Source organism: Erythrobacter cryptus DSM 12079, from assembly GCF_000422985.1.
Lineage (GTDB): Bacteria > Pseudomonadota > Alphaproteobacteria > Sphingomonadales > Sphingomonadaceae > Erythrobacter > Erythrobacter cryptus.
This window is the reverse complement of record NZ_KE383966.1, coordinates 1-18,768: the sequence shown is the minus strand read 5'-3', so window position 1 is coordinate 18,768 and position 18,768 is coordinate 1. Positions and strand designations below refer to the sequence as shown.

The 18,768-nt window shown below is 62.2% G+C and carries 11 protein-coding genes; 3 read left to right on the top strand and 8 right to left on the bottom strand.

Features of this window, described 5'->3' with window-relative positions; genetic code table 11:
• Positions 1-224: 224 nt before the first annotated feature.
• The 8 genes from cas2 to G524_RS16915 all read right to left on the bottom strand — a co-directional run bounded on the left by cas2 (position 225) and on the right by G524_RS16915 (position 8,506).
• On the bottom strand, positions 225-509 hold the full coding sequence (cas2, locus tag G524_RS0112255) for a CRISPR-associated endonuclease Cas2 (RefSeq protein WP_342662463.1): 285 nt from the start codon (positions 507-509) through the stop codon (positions 225-227).
• Positions 510-518: 9 nt separating this feature from the next.
• The gene (cas1c, locus tag G524_RS0112250; protein WP_027443947.1) at positions 519-1,559 is read right to left on the bottom strand and encodes a type I-C CRISPR-associated endonuclease Cas1c; all 1,041 of its coding nucleotides are present in this window, start codon (positions 1,557-1,559) and stop codon (positions 519-521) included.
• Positions 1,544-2,221 (bottom strand): CRISPR-associated protein Cas4, encoded by a 678-nt coding sequence (gene cas4 / locus G524_RS0112245; protein WP_211219377.1) that lies wholly within the window; start codon positions 2,219-2,221, stop codon positions 1,544-1,546. Before cas4 ends, cas1c begins: the two co-directional genes overlap by 16 nt.
• A gap of 4 nt (positions 2,222-2,225) precedes the next feature.
• Positions 2,226-3,161: a type I-C CRISPR-associated protein Cas7/Csd2 gene (gene cas7c, locus G524_RS0112240; RefSeq protein ID WP_027443945.1), complete on the bottom strand. Its 936-nt coding sequence runs from the start codon at positions 3,159-3,161 to the stop codon at positions 2,226-2,228.
• Complete coding sequence (gene cas8c / locus G524_RS0112235; protein ID WP_027443944.1) at positions 3,158-4,999, bottom strand: type I-C CRISPR-associated protein Cas8c/Csd1; 1,842 nt, start codon at positions 4,997-4,999, stop codon at positions 3,158-3,160. The genes cas7c and cas8c overlap by 4 nt, the downstream gene beginning before the upstream one ends.
• Positions 4,996-5,670 carry a type I-C CRISPR-associated protein Cas5c gene (gene cas5c, locus G524_RS0112230; protein WP_027443943.1) on the bottom strand — a complete coding sequence of 225 codons (675 nt, stop codon included), beginning with the start codon at positions 5,668-5,670 and terminating at the stop codon, positions 4,996-4,998. The genes cas8c and cas5c overlap by 4 nt, the downstream gene beginning before the upstream one ends.
• Positions 5,671-5,748: 78 nt before the next feature.
• Positions 5,749-8,070: a CRISPR-associated endonuclease Cas3'' gene (locus G524_RS0112225; RefSeq protein ID WP_156894100.1), complete on the bottom strand. Its 2,322-nt coding sequence runs from the start codon at positions 8,068-8,070 to the stop codon at positions 5,749-5,751.
• A gap of 199 nt (positions 8,071-8,269) precedes the next feature.
• Complete coding sequence (locus tag G524_RS16915; protein ID WP_169447852.1) at positions 8,270-8,506, bottom strand: hypothetical protein; 237 nt, start codon at positions 8,504-8,506, stop codon at positions 8,270-8,272.
• 31 nt (positions 8,507-8,537) lie between these two features.
• Here G524_RS16915 and G524_RS17115 point away from each other — a divergent pair, with 31 nt between their 5' ends.
• The 3 genes from G524_RS17115 (at position 8,538) to G524_RS16730 (ending at position 18,683) form a co-directional block, all read left to right on the top strand.
• Entirely contained in the window at positions 8,538-9,230 is a 693-nt protein-coding gene (locus G524_RS17115; protein ID WP_211219375.1) for a hypothetical protein, read from the top strand.
• Between the two features lie 76 nt (positions 9,231-9,306).
• On the top strand, positions 9,307-12,624 hold the full coding sequence (locus tag G524_RS16910; RefSeq protein ID WP_156894092.1) for an STY4851/ECs_5259 family protein: 3,318 nt from the start codon (positions 9,307-9,309) through the stop codon (positions 12,622-12,624).
• The gene (locus G524_RS16730) at positions 12,624-18,683 is read left to right on the top strand and encodes a DEAD/DEAH box helicase (RefSeq protein WP_036857945.1); all 6,060 of its coding nucleotides are present in this window, start codon (positions 12,624-12,626) and stop codon (positions 18,681-18,683) included. The genes G524_RS16910 and G524_RS16730 overlap by 1 nt, the downstream gene beginning before the upstream one ends.
• The last annotated feature ends 85 nt before the right edge of the window (positions 18,684-18,768 follow it).

Sequence of the window (18,768 nt, the reverse complement as noted above, 5' to 3'; positions counted from 1 at the left end):
CGGTTTCGATCCACGCCCCCGCGAGGGGGGCGACTGCCTGGTTCATATTGCGATGGAAAGACGAGATAAATCCCCGCTTGCGCGCGAACCTCCTGCAAATCTGTAGGATCGCCCATGAGGAGCGCAGCGAGGCACGACCAAATCGCTCTTAATCACGATGTTTTTTCGTCGCGAACCTTGCCGGTCAGCGCCAACAACTAACGGTTCGCGTGGTCATCCTGTTGCTAAAAGAGGAGCGGTCCATCGAGATCGACCGGCGCCTTAGCGCCGACATGTTCAACGCGCTTCTTGCCCTGCGCGCCCAGGCGATAGAAGCGAAGCGAATCGCGCTTCGGATCGATTTCTTCCACCAAGCTGGCGCGCAACATGGTCCATTGTGCTGGATCAACCTCGCACTCGAACACCGAGTTCTGCACCCTTTGCCCACGATCCTTGCAAAGATTGGCCACACGCCTCAGCCGTCGGCGACCGGCAGGATCCTGGGTGTTCACATCATAGGTTATCAGCATGAGCATGGATCATTTCCAGACAAATGGTGGATAGCCATCCAGATCGCCGCGCAGGTGGCGCGCGAGCAGCAGTGCCTGAACATGGGGCACAAGCCCCAGAGGCATCTTCTCGCCAAGAAAGGGATGGCGCAGTTCGCGCTTCTTGCGTTCCTGCCAGGCGATAAGAACGGCCTTGCGACCATCATCGGTGAGCGAGACTGCTCCGCCTTCATCGATGGAAAAATCCTGCGCCTTTACCTGTCCACGATTGACGAGGCTCAAAGCGAGGCGATCTGCGAGAACGGGGCGCAGTTCCTCCATCAGATCAAGCGCGAGGCTGGCCCGCCCCGGTCGATCAGCATGGAGGAACCCGACCTGCGGATCCAGGCCCACGCCTTCCAAGGCCGAACGGCAATCATGTCCCAACATGGCATAGAGGAATGAGAGCAAGGCGTTGATCCGGTCGAGCGGCGGACGGCGCGACCGGCCCTGGAAGGCAAAGGCATCGCGCCCTGCTGCGATCATGTTGTCGAAAACACCGAAATAGACCTGGGCCGCCTCGCCCTCGTGCCCTCGCAACAGAGCAATGTCATCAGCAAGGGCAGCCAAGCGCGCGATGTGCGACAGACGGCATTCTGCTCCCTCCATCGCGGCGCGAGTGGGCGGATCCATGCCTGCGCCATGATCGCGCAGCGCGCGCAGCAGCACCGTGCGCTGGTTGGCGGCCTTGGCGGCAACGATCCCGCGGATCACCGGCACCGCGCGGGCTGGATCGTCCGCAAGGCGATATTGCGTGCGCCGCAACAGAACATTGCCGGTGCGTGGGCCTTCGATCCGCGCAAGGAAGCGGCCTTGCGGGGTCAGGAATGAGAACGCGATACCTGCTTGCGCACAGGCCGCCATCAGCGCGGGCGAGGCACCGGGGCGACCGAAACAGACGATGCCTTCGATCATGTGCAGCGGCACCCTGCCGCGTTCCGCGCCATCGGCTTCGATCACCACATTGTCGCCGTCCTTGCGCAGCCAGGCGTTATCCGTGGTGACATAGATCGTGTTCAGATGGCGGCGCATGGAGCTGGCTCCCGATCATCGGGCACACCGCCGATCTGGCGCAGCAGCCAGCGGCGGATTGCGGGCGGCTGTTCCAGCCTGCCGGGTTGGCATTCCGCGCGGAGCGAACAGCGGCAGCAGGCCGGCATCTCGCGCGGCGGTGGTGTGCGACCCTGCGCGATCATCGCCCGGCACTCGGCGGCGATGCGGGCAGTCAGCGCGCGCAAATCCGCATCGAAGGCCACCACTTTGTGCCGGCGCGTCTGGCCGTAGAACAGCGCTCCTTCCGGCACAGGCAAGCCGAACATCTCCTCTAGGCACAGGGCCTGGGCACACAGCTGCACCGCATCGCCCCGATGCGCCTTGGGTCGACCGCGCTTGTATTCGACCGGATAGGGCGTATCCGCGTGAAACTCGACCACATCGGCCTTGCCTGAAAGGCCATGGGTGATTGATCGCAGCACGAGGCCGCGCACCGTGCGCACCCCTGATCGTCGGTCGCCGCGCCCGGAGTCCACCCTTTCGTGCATCAGCCGCCCCTCGGCAGTGGCCTGATCCTCGGCCCATATACGCTCGACATGGATCAGCGCGCACTGCCTTGGGCAGAACAGGTAGTGCTGCAGGGCCGACACCGGCACCAGCGCCTCTTCGGCGGCAGGGTCCCGTGGCGGCGGATGCATCATGGCCTCAGCACTTCTCGATGATCTCGACGCCTGCGGGCAGGCCGTCGCGGTCGATGGTCACGGCATAGTCGGCCCACTGGCGCGCGGGCGGCCAATTGTCGGTGGCGGGGCTGCCGACGGGCTGGGTGGAGCCGGCATGGACGCGCCAGGTCTTCACCCGGTCGAACAGCGCTTGTGCCTGTGCGTTGCCCAGCGCACAATCATGGCGGAAAATGATGAGCTTGCGGGTGGCCATTTCCCCGCGCGCGGCCGACCGATCATGATCGAACATCTGGCAGAGCGCCTGCCACAGCAGTTCGAGATCATCCTCCGAAAAGCCCGTGCCCTTGACCGGGTGGCTGGCCAGCGGGGCAGAGACGAAACCATGGGCACGGTAAAGGCCATAGGGCACGATGTGCTTGCGGCCCATGGTGCGCCCGCCCTTGTCATCGGTGTCCTTTTCGGTGGTGGCGGCCATGCGGGTGATCGACACTTCCAGCGGCAGGATCGGTTCGACCGAACGGGCAAAGGTGAACTGCACCGGCCCGCGCACCTGACCAGCGTTAACTCCGGTGGTCATCACCGCGCCGAAAGTGCGGATGTCCCAGAAGTTGGCGCACATCCATGCTGTCAGCGCGCGCGCCTTCTGCTGGTCCTTGGGCAGCTTCTTGAACTCCTCGTCCTTGTTGACTTCGGGCATAATAGCTGCCCAGGCCTTTTTGTGCTGGTTGTTGAGTGTGGCGCCTTCGCTCATGTAGATTTCGTGGCCCGGCGCATCGCCCTTGGCCAGCGCCACGAAATTGCGCACCTTGCGCTTGAGCGCGACATCGGAAACCAGGCCTTGGTTGGTTTCCGGATCGAGCCGGGGCATGTTGCCCGCATCGGGATCGCCATTGGGATTGCCGTTCGCCACATCGAAATAGAGGACGAATTCGTAACGGTTGGAAACGGGCTTGCTCATGCTTCGGTCCCTTCGTGATCGGTGGTTTCGGGCAGATCGTCGGCGTCGATGGCCTCGCCCTTGTCGTTGCTCAGCTTTGCGGCGCGCTGGTGATAATAGCCGATGGCAAATTCGCCCTGGTCCTGCAGCCGCAGCGACCGCGGCCAGATGCCTTCGGGGCGCGGATCGAAGCGGCCGTTGATTTCCTCCAGTTCGCGCTCGATCAGGGTGGCCCAGCCCGGCTTTTCCTTGCGTAGCTTGGCCAGGTGGTTCTGCCCGCCGCGCACGATCAGCGGGAAAACGCTGGCGGGCGTGGCCGAAGCCGCGCCGAAATAGCGGTCGCGGATCGTGGCGTTGACCTTGCCGAGCGCGGCACGCTGCGCCAGTTCATAGACGGCGAACAGCCGACCGAGTTGGTAGCCCGGATTGGCGTGGTCCCTTTTCAGGCTCATGGGCACTTCTCCTTGTTCGGGGATCAGGGGATTGCGTCGGCTGAGGCGGACCAGCACGGCGCGGATCACGGCGGCGTGCCAGCCCGATGCGGCATTGTCGCCCGCCCGCAGGCGGATGAGCGCGGCGGACAGCAGGCTGAGCGGATAGCGGGTGCCGGAGAGCACCGCACGCATGACTTCGCCAGCGAGCAGCGGCGGGATGTTCTTGAAATCGCGTTGCAAGGCGGTGGTATTGGCGAGCAGCCGATTGACCGAAGGCGCCGCGCCCCAACCCGCAGGCGGCGGTTCCATCGCCAGGTCGGCGTGGTGGCGGGCGAGCCGCTGCGCAAAGGCATCCAGCGTATCGGACAGCCAGAACCGCACCGACAGCCGCGCCGCATTGGGGGACAGGCCAAGGACATGAAAGCGCGTGCCGGGCTCAATGCCGGGCTGCAATTCAGCCAGCGGCTTGCCTGCGGCCACGGCCTCCATCTGCTTGCGGACCTTGGCCGTTTCCTGTTCGTCGCTCACGTCGCTGCCGAGCAACTGCGTGAAAAAGTTCTCCGCCGCCTCGGCCTCGGCCTGGCTGGCATCGGCCCAGAACACCACGGTGGCATCGCCCACCGGACGGCGTAGCCGGTTCGGCCCGTCGCGCGCGAGCAGGTGGTTGAGAGCGGTGGCGTAGCGGAAGGCTGCGGTCTTGCCAGTTGGTGCAAGCAACCCCTGATCTTTGCCATAAGAAGAGAAGGCAGGACTTTTCTTGCTGTTGCAGGATACTAAAGGGGCGCCAGATGATTGAGCGTCTTCAACTCCTTTTATTGAACGATGCAGGCGAGCGATCGGACCAAACTCTCCTGTGATCAGACAGAATCCTTCATCGCCCGTCGGGCTCTCATCTCCATCTGAGTCACCGGCTGCCAGTAATAGTCGCGAAGCGGGTCGCTCGTGGAGGTAACAGCGATCTCCATCAAGCCTGAACATTATAAAGGAGTCGAGGATTTCAGGCGTAAATCTAGGCAGGTTTTCAAGCCACTCCGGCTGCCAGTTTTCGATAAAACGCCGCAACGCAACGAGGCCTTCATCATGCTGTTCGGTAAGCACTCGCAAGTGCATTTCGACAAAAGCCGCGTGCTCTTGTGCAGTTCTCTCGCCATCACCTGCCGTGCGGCCGAGCACATAAGCCGTTTTGTCGACAAAAAGATTTGTTACGATCCCAGATGTCCGTTTTGCGACTTTATCTGACCATGGAACCAGATAATCCTTCGGCTTTGGCTTCTTGCCGAGCAAATCCCGCAAATCTTCAAGGTCAACTGGCGAACCTCCCCGATCTAATACAATACACCACCCGAACTTAACCAGTGCCCACCCAGGCTCTGCCACGCCGGGCAGGCGGTGATAATAGCGCTCCAGCGCCTGCAGGATGGTCATCGCACGACCTCCTCGGCATGGAAGGGCGGCACCTCGATCACGCCATTTCGCATTTCCGCACGGAAGAAGCGGGATTCGTTGCGTCCATCCGTAAAGTCGATGTCGTGCAGCATCCAGCCCAGGTCCGCATCGCGCCGGTCAGGCTCCAGTTCGCAGGGCGGCAGCGGCGCGCCATCGGGGATCAGCGCGAATTCTGCAGCGAATTCGCGCGTGCCAAGGCAAGGCCGGTGAAAGCACTGCCCCTGGCTCGCGCGCCGATTGAACATGGACAGGTGCTTGGCCGGAGTATCCTCCGGCCCAGCCTTGTCGGTCATGGTGAAATGGGCCTCGATCACATAGGCGACATCCACCAGCACCAGGGCAGCGCGCTGCAGGCGGCTCTCCTCCACCACGATGCCCAGCCCACTGGTATCGCCCCGCTTCATGGCGCTAGCGGCATTGCTGGCGTTTGCCTTGGCCCCCACCTCGTTGCGGCGGATCGACTGGAAGCGGATGGGCTTCAGCACGTGGATGCGGTCTACCTGCCAACGGATCGCGGGCTTCCAGTGGATCGCTTCAAGAATGCCGCGCGCCGCCGAAGGCGTCATCACGTCATAGCTGACCCGCTCCACCTTCATTTCCGGCCGGGTGAAGCAGGCGCGCTCACCCCAGACGTGCAATCGAACTGGCATTCCCGTTTCTCCCCGATCCGAAAGATCACCCGAATCGCTCTGCCGATGCTGCCTGCAAGTGCGACAGAACCGGACGCATCATGAAAAAATGTTCGCTTCCGCCGACCGGCTTGCCGGATCGCAATCGATCCGCAGGCCCAGTTGCGGGTCATAGAGGCCGGGAAGCTGGCCCTTCTGCTCCTCCACCAGAACCATGAACCGGTCACCATATTCATCTGGTCGGATGGCCTGCACCGCGCCCGTTGCGACCAGCGCCTCTCGCACCTTTGCCGGGACCGGGACGACATATTGCTGCAAGCGGCGCTGGACACCCGCAGGCGGGAACGGCGCCTCGGCAAGGTCGTGGATCGCCTCGCGCGCGGCATCATCATAGGGTACGATCACCGGGTCCATTGCATCGTCGATCAGGCGAAAGGCGCGCGCGATGGTGGCGAAGGGAAAATCGCCCTGCCTCGCCAGTTCACGGATGGCCGGGATGATGGCCAAGGCTTCGCCGCCGGGCAGCCTCGCCCGATCAAGTGCCTCGTACTGCTGTCGCCAATAGAGCGCCTCGTAATAGTCGCGGATTGCCTCCAGCCCCAGCACGTCAAGTCCCTCGCGCCGCATCACTTCGCGCGCCGGGGCATAAAAGGCCTCGATGGCGGGCGGCATCTTGCGTCCGGCCGCCTCGAACACCACCGTGCGGCCCATGGCCTGAGCGCGCCCTTCGCGGTTGCAGCGCCCGGCGGCCTGGGCAATGCTGGCCAACCCTGCCGCTGCCCTCCAGACTTCGGGAAAGTCCACATCGACGCCCGCCTCGATCAGGCTGGTGGAGATAAGCCGCACCGGCTGCCCTGCCTTCAGCCCTTCGCGCACCTTGTCTAGCACGGCGCGGCGGTGCCGGGCGCACATCAGGGTGGAAAGGTGCATGGCGCCCGCCTGCCCCTGCTCTCGCAACAGGGCGAACAGGTCGCGGGCATGGCCGCGGCTGTTGACGATGCACAGCATCTGCGGCTGCTGCGCAAAGCGCGCGGCAATCTCTTCGTCCGTCACCGGCTCGCGCAGCCACTCCACCTCGACGCGCTTGAGCTTGCGATAAAGCGCCTGCGGATCGGGGGCGAGTTCGCGCTCGGCGGGGATGTCCAGCCCTTCCGCGCGCCCCTCGGGTGTTGCAGGCAGCGCCTTGTCCTGCAACCGCAAGGCCGGCTGGGTGGCGGTGCACAGGATCACGCTGGCGCCATAGTTGCGGGCCAGTTCGTCGATCACGGCCATGCAGGGGCGCAGCAGGTGGACGGGAATGGATTGCGCCTCGTCCAGCACGATCACGCTTTTCGCCAGGTTGTGCAGCTTGCGCGCTTGGCTGGGGCGGGCGGCAAACACGCTTTCGAAGAACTGCACCGCCGTGGTCACGATGATCGGCGCATCCCAGTTTTCCGCATCGCGGCGCAGCTTGGCAAGCCCGGCGGCCCCCTCCCCTTCGGCATCATTGCCGGTTTCCGGGGGCTTGCTGTCCCAATCGAAGCTGGAATGGTGTTCCAGCACGGCTTCACCCAAGGCGACTTCATCGCGAAAGACAGCCGCGGTCTGCTCGATGATCGAGGTGAAGGGGATCACATAGATGACCCGGCGCAGCCCGTGTGCCAGTGCGTGTTCCAGCGCAAAGCTGAGCGAAGTCAGCGTCTTGCCGCCCCCGGTAGGCACAGTCAGCGTGAACAGGCCCGGCGGGAGGGCGGCCTTGCCATTGGCGTGATCGAGAATTGCGGAACGCAGGCGGTTGACCTCGGTGTCATCGCGGCGGCAGCGCGCCATGTGAGCGCGCACGGCTTCGAGGTGGTGGTGCTGCACCGTGCCACCGCGCGAGGGCGGATCTTCTCCTGCGGCAATCCGGTAGAACCGCTCTGTCTCAAGAAAGTCTGCATCGACCAGGCACGAAAAGGTCATGCGCGCCAGAAAGGCGAGCGAGAAGGCCCGGTCGATCCCGTTCTGCGCGAGGCGGATGCCGGACAATTCCTCAGCACTAGGCAATTCGCCGACATGGTCGCACCAGCCATCATAGGCTTCAAGCGGCTTGACGAGGCGGTCCGAAAGGTCCTCGCTGTCCATCAGGCCGCCGTGATGCCCGGCGATGCCATAGGCCATCAGCCGCCCCATGTGTGCCCCGAAGGCCTTCACCGCCTCCTGCGCCCCGGCACTGCTGTGATCAGGGCCACGCACCTTGCGGTTGCTATCATCTTGGCGGATATATCTCTGATAGGCGTCGGAGCACTTCCCGATATCGTGTAGCAACCCCATGGCGCGAGCCATTTGGCCATTGCTGAAGTGCGCAGCGAAACCTGCTGCTCGCTCTCCCACTGCACGCAGGTGATGCGTCAAAGGCTCCCAGGTATCCTCTGGCCTGCCGGGTATTGAATGAGCAAACATGATCAAGGACGGAGTTTCTTATAGCAATTCTAACGTATTCTGATTCTTTCGTCGTTTAAAGCCAGAATGCGGTTGCGGCATCGAGGCTCACGGCGGATAGGACGTTGCTGGCGATCTTACCGTTGCGGTTGGCGAAACACTGGGTTTGAACGCAGGCGAAGCTCAACTCTTTAAGGCGACAGAACATCGCCTCGCCCCGTCAGCGATCCTTGTAGCGGCGTTCGTCATACTGGATCGGGCGCTTGTCCTTGAGGCGATCTGGGTGAAGCGGGTCTGTGGTCGGCATCGTGGCACTCACTGCGCCAAGCAGGCGGGTCCCGCACGATTTATCTTTTGTTACCAAATACTTCCTTATGGCGCATCGATCATGATAAACAGCGGCAGAAACCAGACGACCGGATTTGTCGCGGGAATGGTGCAAGCCCTTCTGCGTCATGGCTGAGGCCGATCCCTGGAGATCATTACCCATGCATAAGATCACCATGGCCCAGCCCTCGCGCGATTTTCTTGCGATGTGGCGAGCGGCTGGCAAGCACATCCAGAGCTTCTTCGAGGACGGCCTGCTGAGCTGGCTCAAGGTCGATCCGCGCCCGCCCTTTCTGGAACACCTCTCGTTCCGGCTCGGCAACCAGGTGTTCTTCATCCGCTTCGAGGATGTCGAGGGACAGGTCGAGGTGCCCGGCAATCGCGAGGGCCTGCTTTCGGTGGCCGGAGGCTGGAACGGCCACCCTTGCCTGATGCCGATGCGCCGCACCTTGCGGGGGTGGGAGCCTGATCGTCCGGGATGGGGCCTAATCGACCTGCGCAATGGCAGACGCATCGATCCTGCGATGCTCGTGACGGACGAACTGGTTCCGATAAGCGCGTGGGAACTGCTTGATTTTGCCGTCCAGGTGGTGAGGGACGACCTCAAGCAACAGGGCTGCGAGATCCTGTGCTCGCAGTCCAACCCGCAGGTCGATCCCAACATCTGGTTCGTCGCCGACATGGCAAAGGGGCTTGAATGGGTGGTGGTGCGCGCCGCCCACTTCCCCGAGCGGCGCGCCAAGCGCCCCGCCAATCTCGACGCCATCGCCCGCAACGTCGCGCACCTGAGCCAGCGCGCGCACTGCGCCTGCGTCAGCTTTGCGTCGGCCGATGATCCAGAAGGACCGCTGTGACGTGGACACTGCGCAAAAAAGACATACGACGGGCTTGAGCCAATTAACCTTCAACTGACCCCGGCGAGCAACCCTAATGATCGATGATCTTGCCTATTGGCGTCGCCGCATAGCCGAGGGGAATAGCCTTGAGGAACTGGATCGCCTTTACGCCGAGGCTGAAGCTTTGCCCGAGGATCTTCGGCGACAAGTCTACCTACGAATAGCACAGGCCAAGACCAAGATGCGGGCGCAGAATAAGGCCTCGGAGCCACCGCCCTTTGCCGCTTCGCTGGGGCTTCCCTGCCCGGACGGCAGGCCCCTCCATCGCTATCGCTTGTCCGATAAAGCCTATGATCGGCTTGGTATGAGCTTGAAGGGCAAGCGTAACCTGACTGAGTTTGGCAATGGTCATTTGCCAGCGCATTTCGTGCTCTGGGCATCTGAGTGGTTTCGTCGCGAGTATGACGGTGGCGGATATTCTTGGGCGGGACTGCTTGCTGCTCTGGATTTGCGCGTCACGAGCCAGGCCGATCAAGCAATATTGCGCAATGTTGCAGAGCGCGGTCTGCAGATGTGGATACGACCAGTCTTGCAATGGGACGGGCGACGAAGCTTCCTCGGTTCGCTTGCGCGTGAAGGTGGGTTCCCGACCGCGGCCTTTGCCGATGGCAAGGGTTGGGCCCGCGACGTGTTGGGGCGAATGATCGCATCGCTCCTGTCAGAACCTGCGGCTGGTGAGGAGCGTGCGCTTGAACTGGCTCGCCTCCAGCGCCACCACCTGCCACAAACGTTCAATGATGACGATTTTCTTCTTCTCTGCGCAGATCTCGCGCTTGCGGTCGTAGCTATCCGCCGTGAGGCGGAGCCGGGTGCAACCGCAGAGGGGATACCCGTGCTGGCCTGGTTAGGTCTGCATCGGCCTGATTGGCGCGAGAGCCTGCCGATCATCACCGGAGATCGCGCCGCCGATGCGCTCATCGAAAGCCTGATGAGTGTCGAAGCACTCGCAGGGGTCGGCGTCGGGGCGGATCGCATGCTCTGGCGACAAGCCGACGGGACTTGGGTGGAAGCTGCAAGGATTGCGCTAGACGGCGATGTCGACAGCCAAGCCATGCCCCCCATTCAGGGCAACCCGGGGCGCCTTCGCGTATTTGCTGCCGATGACCTCGCGCGTCACCTCCCCGGTGAACTCGGCATGCTCGAGCCGCCCGCACCAGGCGGAACCACATGGACCGCGCGCTCGACCCGGCTGGTTCGGGGCATCCATGCGATCCCCTTTGCGGCAGCTTTGACAGTCGAGCTGCGCGTTGGCGCACGCAACCTTGCGCGTTTTTTGCTCCCAGGCGGCAAGCCAAGACGCGGGCAATTGCTGGTTGCCACGGCAGAAGACAATGGTGCGGCCGTCCCAGCGCTGCTCAAGATAGTTGGCTCTGGCTCAGGCCAATATCGCGCCCAGACCCTGTTCTTGCAGGTGCCCGACTCGTGGCAGGTTTCAGCAACCGATCAAGAGACGGCAGAATTCCTCGGGCAGGGAGTTGGCGCGACGCATCTCTGGCGCATCCAAGGAGGTGCCTTTGTCACCGACGACACGGGAGATCGTTACCGTATCCGTTGTGGCCAGCCGACAGATGCCACCCCGCGGATCGACATGGTCGGCAACGACTGCCGCTGGGCAGAAGTGTCCGGCAACATCGATTTGTTCTGCGGACCTCCACATGCCACGATGAGAGGGCAGGTTGGAAAACTCCTCATGCGCGACAAGGGGACCAGGATCTGGAGACCGGCCCCTTCGCCGCTTCCGCTCGGCCATTACGAACTCGGTTGGCGAGCACCTGATGGCATCCTGCTCGATCGGCGCACAATTGCGGTTCTACCGGCTTCAGCCAGCCTTGTTTGTCGGCGCAGCGCGAGTGGTCCTTCCTACGAATTGCAGGGCTTTGGCAAGGTTCGCCTAGTGCCGGACGAAGGCGCGCCGGTTGTGCCTGATGCGGATGGCCAAATGTGGAAATCAAGGCCACAGGTTGCACGCGTGCATTTTTTCAGCGCGCGTATCATGTGGCCAGATGGCACGTCTCTTCTAGTAAAAATACGCTATCCAGGGGACGCCGCAATTGCCCGCTGGGACGGGACGGTGTTGCCCCACAACAGCGTTTTGACGCTGGATGACCTGCGGGATCTCGTCGGGATCGACGAAGGTCGCATGGAACTTCATGCAGAACTGCGCGAGCCTCGTGCAGGCAAGGTTGCGCAGATGGTCTGGGAGTTTGACCGCGAATTACCGCTTGCCTCAATCCGCGAAGATTGCGCCAGCCTGCTGCTGCCTGCCTCGATCAATGCCGAGCTGCTTCTCGATATGCATGATGGTCGAAATACGCATTGGCGCATCAAGCCTTTCGCGCTGTCGCTGGTAGAAGAACCAGCGGGGTTCGTTGCCAGGCCGGCCGTTGCCCATCCGGATGTCCTGTTTTGCGGTCGGTCTTTGGCCGATCCTGCGCAGGAGGTGTGTTTTGGCCCCTATTCCTTGTTGAGCGACGCCAATCATCGGCCCGTGCGCTTGCCCCACGACAGAGGCGGGGCCTGGCTGGTTTATCTTCGCCGCGACAAGACCGTGCTGACACGCCCAAAAGTCGCATTCGGACAAGGAAGGAGCATGTTGCCGACCGGGCATTTGGCGCGTGCAATGATCCAACCACCCGGAGCGGTGCTTGATCAATCGCTCAATCAGCTGCTGATCGAGGCGAGCGATGATGATCAAAACGCGCGGGAGATCGTGCACGAACTGATCGCGCTTGCACGCTCACTTAATGGCCTTCCCCCAGGCACTTTCCGGGTTTTTGAACTGCTGGTCGATCATCCGGTGGTTCTTGCACGCATGGCGCAGGAGGAACCGGAATCCGCGCTGCCGCTATCCGAGGCCCTGCCTTTCGCATGGTTCCTGCTGCCATCCGAAGCTTGGGAAAAGGGTGCCAAGATCGTCTTCGAGGATCTCATTGCGCGCCTCGCAAGTCTACCTCAACCGGACCAGCTCCGCTTCGCGGCTGAAGAGGTGAAGCGTCGCAGGCAGATCATCACCAATTATGAGCCAATCCTGGTCGGTTTGTTCGACCCACCCAAGCCTGAGCCTATTCAAGCCATTGTTCAGCGCTTTGCGAATCGCGCCATTCAGCGGCTGCGCGAGGATTCGATCGACCGCTACCGCAGCGTCCTCGGAAATAGGTTGCCATCAGCCTTTACAAATTTCGATAGGGGCTTCATCGACACCTTCGATGCCCCCTGCGCTGCGGCTCTGGCTGCTGCGTGTGTCTGGCGACCTGACGCAGCCGCAGTTCGTCACATGAAAACCGTTGCCCGCACCTTTCCGACCTATTTCGCCGAGGCTTACGCCGCCTGGCTCAAGTCGACGAACCGATAATGGCCAAAGTCGATCCCCAACTCCCTCTCACCGGCCCCTTGCACACGCTCGACCTGGTGCGCGAACGCGTGGTGCAATCAATGCTCAGCCGAGCGGCCATCAATCACCCTGGCCTCGCCGCCGAGGTGCGACGCCAGTTCAGCTCACGTGAGGTTGAGGCGGGTGCTGTGATGCGCGAGCCCGTTATCGAGGGCGCGGCTCCCTTCGAGATCGACGGTCGCACATTTGCCGATTGTTCGGGCAGCTTGCTCCACCCCGAAGTCATTCGGGCAATCTCAGGGCCGGATGCCGAGCCCTACCGCTTTCCGCCGGAAGCCCAGCCCTATCGACACCAGATCGCAGCTTGGGAGCATCTGATCGCGCCGGAGCCGCGTTCGGTTTTGGTGTCGAGCGGCACAGGTTCGGGCAAGACAGAGTGCTTCCTCATGCCGCTGCTGCACGATTTAGCGTGCGAGTCCGAGCGCCATGGCAGGTTGTCCGGCGTCCGCGCGATCGCCCTCTATCCCCTCAATGCGCTGATCGCGAGCCAGGAGGAGCGACTGCGCGCCTGGACGGCCCCGTTTGGCGGGCGGATCCGCTTCGGCCTATACAACGGGCTGACGCCTGAACGTCCGGATCGTCACGCGCCTGTGCGTCCGGAACAGGTCACCGACCGCGAGACCTTACGCACCGATCCGCCTCCGATCTTGGTGACCAATGTCACCATGCTTGAATACATGATGGTGCGGCGGATCGATCGCCCGCTGATCGAGAACAGCCGTGGCACCCTGCGCTGGATCATTCTCGACGAAGCTCACGGCTATGTTGGATCGGCAGCAGCTGAAATCGCACTCCTCATCCGCCGCGTCCTGCTTACCTTCGGGGTAAAGCCTGAAGATGTGCGCTTCGTTGCTACATCGGCCACCATCGGTAGCGGCCGCGATGTAACCGAAGAACTGCAGCGGTTTCTGCGCGATCTGACTGGCACCCCGGGGGATCGGGTGCATGTGGTAATCGGACACCGCGAAGCAGTTCATTTACCGTCGCCCGCGCCCGACCCGTGGCTGCCCGCAGCATCGCTTTCCGATCGCGAGGCATTGCGTGCAAACCCTGCTGTGCAGTCCTTCGTGCGCGCGGCCGAAAAGGGGCCGGTCCTTTTGGAGCAAGCCACCCGGATGCTTGCGCCCACCGGGCTCCCCGCCGACAGTCTGATCTGCGCCATCGCCGATGACAGCGACAAGCAGCGTGGTCCATTGTTGCCACTCAGGGTTCACGGCTTTCTTCGCGCGGTCCCCGGCCTATGGTCCTGCCTGAACCCCGAATGTGCCGAGAGTCCGACTGACTGGCCATTCGGCAAAGTGCTTGCCGAGCGAGTCGAGGCCTGCCCTTGCTGCGGCGCTCCGGTGCTCGAAATTCTCTCCTGTCGCGAATGTGGCGAGCCTTACCTCGATTGCGAGGAAGATGCAGGCCGCCTTCGTCCCCGCATCACCCCGCCACCGATCGACGAGTTTGCCGAGTTGCGGGAGGCAGCATCAGGCAGCGAGACGGACGGCGAAGCCGATGCTGACGCGCACGTACCCGGGGACGAGGATGTGCAGGAAGGGCCACTTTATCCGGTTCGCCGACGATCAATCGCATTACGTGGAATGGATGGATATCGGCTGCTTCATATCGATCCGGCCACAGGCGCGGTGATCGACGCGCCGCAGGATGAGACTATCTCGCTCTACGCCGGACAGCCGGACCGGTGTGGAGCCTGCAATGGTCAGGATGGACAAAAAGGCAGTATTTTGATTTTGCGGCCCTTCCGCTTCGGTGCACCGTTCCTGATCGGTAACGCTGCGCCCGTTCTTCTGGAAGGTCTTCCGGCCCGCCAACCAGCAGAGGGCGCAAGCTTCAGTCCACCAGCCGGTGGCCGCCAGCTTTTATCCTTCACCGACAGCCGTCAGGGCACGGCACGTTTTGCCGCCAATCTGCAGACCGCATCCGAGCGCAGCTTTGTCCGCAGTTTCCTGTATCATGCTGTCCAGGGCAGCATAGCGGCGCAAGGCGCCGACAATCCCGAAGCAAAGGCTTTGGCGGCCGAGATCGCACAGCTTGAAACCGCAGCTCCTGAAGCACTAGCCGGCCTGATCGCGCAGAAAAAGGCGCAGTTGGCAGAGCTCACTCAACCCTCCTTTGCCGGTATCGCGTGGAGCGATATGCGCAGTCGTCTCGCGGGCACCGTCGAGGCGCGCAAATGGATGCGCGACGTCTGGCAATTGCGCGACAGCCGGTTTCGCAATGATACGGCGGCTTTCGCCCAGTTCCTACTATTGCGTGAACTTGCCCGCCGCCCGCGACGTGCCAACACCGCAGAGACGCTGGGGCTGGTGCGTCTTCATTTCCCTGCAATCGAACGTATCCGGAGTTTGCCCGAACCACTCGCCACTGCCGGCTACGCCTTGAGCCATTGGCATGATCTGCTTCATGTGATCATCGACATGGTGGCCCGTGCCAATCTTGCTGTGCGGATTGACGATGCTGACCTGCACTGGATCACAAGCAAGGGTTGGCGCAAGGAATTGCTGCCTTTCGGCCAAGCAAAGCAAGTCCAAAGCGAAATCGCATGGCCACGAGCGGGTGGTAGTGGCGCGGGAAATCTCGTCCTGATCCTGGAGAAAGCATTGCGCGTGGATCGGAGCGAGCCGCAAGGGCGAGCACTGATCAACGAGGTGCTTGAACAAGCCTGGACGGCGCTGTCCGCGCTTTTTTCCGACCCGACCCAACCTGGGTATGCGCTCTCCTTCGACAAGGCGCATATCGCGCCCGTCACGAAGGCATACCTGTGCCCGGTGTCACGACGGATTTTGGCCCGCACCGCGCTCGGCCTATCTCCCTATGGCCATCGCGAGCACCTGCGGATGGCCGACGCAGAGCCACTACCGATCGATCTTCCAAGCCTGCCAATCACATTTACACAGGACGAAAGTGCACGATCCATCATCCAAGATTGGCTTGCCAGCGATCAGGTCGTCACCACTCTCCGAAATCAGGGGGTTTGGACAGATCTTCAAGACCGTGCCGCCCTGCTCTCACCCTATATTCGCGCCGCCGAACATTCTGCGCAACAACCGCCAGCGCGGTTGCGGCGGTTCGAGGACGAGTTCAAGGCGGGCGAGATTAACATACTAAATTGTTCGACCACCATGGAGATGGGGGTAGACATCGGCTCGGTGTCAGCCGTGATGATGACCAACGTGCCACCGGCGCTCGCCAATTATCGGCAGCGCGTCGGTCGCGCGGGACGCCGCAAACAGGGTTTTGCGACCTCGCTCACCTATACACGTGACACACCGCTCGAAAGGGAAGCGTTCCGCGATCCCGAGACCTATCTCAAGCGCGAAACCCGTGCGCCGCAAGTGCGGCTCGACAGTCGCCGGATCGTGCAACGCCATGTCAACGCACTCTTGCTCGCACGTTGGTTCGCGGGCGAAGGAGGAGAGGCGCTCAAGGCCCGGACAGGGGATTTCTTCGGCTGCCCTGAGGGGATCGGTGCCGATCGCCCGGAGCACCCACCGGTTGAGGCGTGTCTGGCATGGCTGCGCGCGCCCGAGACTGAGTTGGCATTGGTGGGCGAAGTGTCCGAGCTGGTGCGTTCGACGGTGTTGGCTTTGGACGGCACACTATTTGCTACCGCGGCCGAAGCGCTGACTGCGGCCCGCGATGCCGTAATCCGGGAATGGCAGGAGCTCCAGTACCAGGCAGCCGCTGCACCCGAAGCTGGACGAAAGGCACTAGGCTATCAACTTCAGCGCCTTGCGCGGGAGAATCTAATGAGCGAACTTGCCGTTCGTGCCGTTCTGCCCAGTCACAGCATGCCAACCGGCGTGGTTTCCTTCGTCAATACCGATAAGCCGGGTGCCGACGAGACAGCAACCGACGACACGTCCTTCCGGCGTCGCTCCTTCCCAACCCGCACCTTGGATATTGCGATCCGTGACTATGCGCCGGGTGCCGAAGTGGTGATTGACGGGCTGGTTTACCGGTCAGCTGGCGTAACGCTCAACTGGAAGCGGCCTGCCGACCATGCTGATGCGCATGAAGCGCAAGCGTTGCGGGACTTCTGGACCTGCCCCGCTTGTGGTGCGGCGGATTGCAGTTCGGTCGCTCCGTCAAACTGCCCGGCTTGCCGTGCCGAGATCCCTCTGGCGGCACGCCGCAGCTTCCTTCAACCCGCCGGCTTTACTGCGGACATGAATGCGCGGCCACACGCCGAAACCGAGGAAGTCACCTGGGTTGCGCCAGAGCGTGAGCAAATCATCGTGCGCGGCGCAAGCTGGCAACCAATGGCTGATCCTAGCCAAGGACGTATGCGCGCAACTTCAGACGGGCTGGTGTTCTACTCCTCGCGCGGTCCGGGGCAGCAAGGCTATCACGTCTGCCTCGAGTGCGGCCGCGCTGAGCCTGCTGCCCGTGGCAGTGACGTCGAAGGAAGGAGGCCACTTGAAGGACACCTGCCGCTGCGTGGATCACGGAATGGCGTACCCTGCCCTGGCAACGACTCTCCGCTGTGGATTACGCCAGCCATCTCTCTCGGCTGCGAAACGCTTACGGACGTAGTGGAACTACAGCCGGCAAATCTGCCGAGCGAAGGGGCAGCGTGTGCGTTGGTGTCAGCCTTACGCGAGGCGCTCGCCCGCCGGCTGGGTGTGGAAACAGGTGAAATGGGCATGGCTGTCCAGCGAGCCGTCGGCCCGCTTGGACAACTAACCCACTCGCTCTTCCTGTTTGATCGTGCATCCGGCGGCGCGGGCTTCGCACCGCAGGCTGCGAGCATGTTCGAGGTGCTCATCACCGATGCCCGCAACATTCTCGACTGCCCTGAACCGGGATGCCAGACTGGCTGCTCGGCCTGCGTCCTGAGCGCCGATCTGTTCCAGCAACAGGAGCAGATCGATCGCAAGGGTGCGCTGGCTTGGGTGCTATCGGCTACGAGGGCCTTTGGAAACCTTCCCGCTGAAGATCGTATCCACCCCGAAGCCCGACTTAGCCGCTCTGTGCTTGATGAACTGGCAACACGTGTCGATGGGGGTGCCCGCGACGTTTTCCTTTGGATCGACGGACAAGCTGACATCGCCAGCCTTGCTGAGCCGGGTTTTTCGCGTTTCCTTCGTCGCCTCGGCGAGCGAGGCGCCCAGTTGAGGCTTATTGTTGACCCGGCTTGGCTGCAAAGTCTCGATGCGGCCGCACGACTCGGTTTGCGCGATATAGCCAAGATGCTCGGCCTGGATCTGCGCAAGGGGAAGCGTCCGACATTCGATAATGGCGCTGGGACACTGGCCATGGCGATCGGTGAGAACCTCAGCGAAGCATGGGCTAGCCGCGATATACTTGCGGGCATACCCGGCGAAAGCTGGGGCCGGGGTCACACAGCTGCGGTGGTTCGTCTACCATCCGGCTCGCCGCCACTTGCTGCTCCGATCGAACTCGACAGCCTGCTGCCGCCTTCTGGCACCGTCTACATCGAGGTAAAGAGCGAGTTTGACGGGCCATTGGTTGATTTTGCCAAGGCGTTCACGGCCAAGATCTTGCCCGCTGTGCGCGCGCTTGTGCCCAAAGCCGCGTTGACCGCGATCCGCTATAATGACCGCTACCTGCAATCCCCTCTAACCCTGCGCCTGATGGCGGATGTGCTTGCGGCCTTTCGGGACGCACTGGCCGGTTCGCAAATCGCTCTACCGCTGGCGATCGTGACAAACTCGCACAAGGCCAATGAACGGCAACCTTACCTTTTCTCACACGACTGGGCATGGGCTGAGGATCGTGATGCTGTGCTCCAATATCTGGTGCAGGCACGTCGAATGGAACTGGAGCTCGCGCTCAATGGCGCCGCGCATGGTCGGCAGATCGACCTCACTTTCGATGACGACAGCAGGATTAGGATCGTGCTTGATCAGGGCTTCGGCCCATGGAGGTGCCCGCCATTTGCGCGGTTTGATTTCGCTGATGATGCCGCCAGCCAAGCTTTGCGGATCGACAAGACCAACGTGATGATTGCTGCTCAGGGACCGACATATATCGTTGTGACATCAGCATGATGATCAGCCTCACTTCATCTCATGTCCGAACCAGTGAATGAACTATGGGAGCCCAAGCAAAACAGAGAGGGACGAGGACCATGAG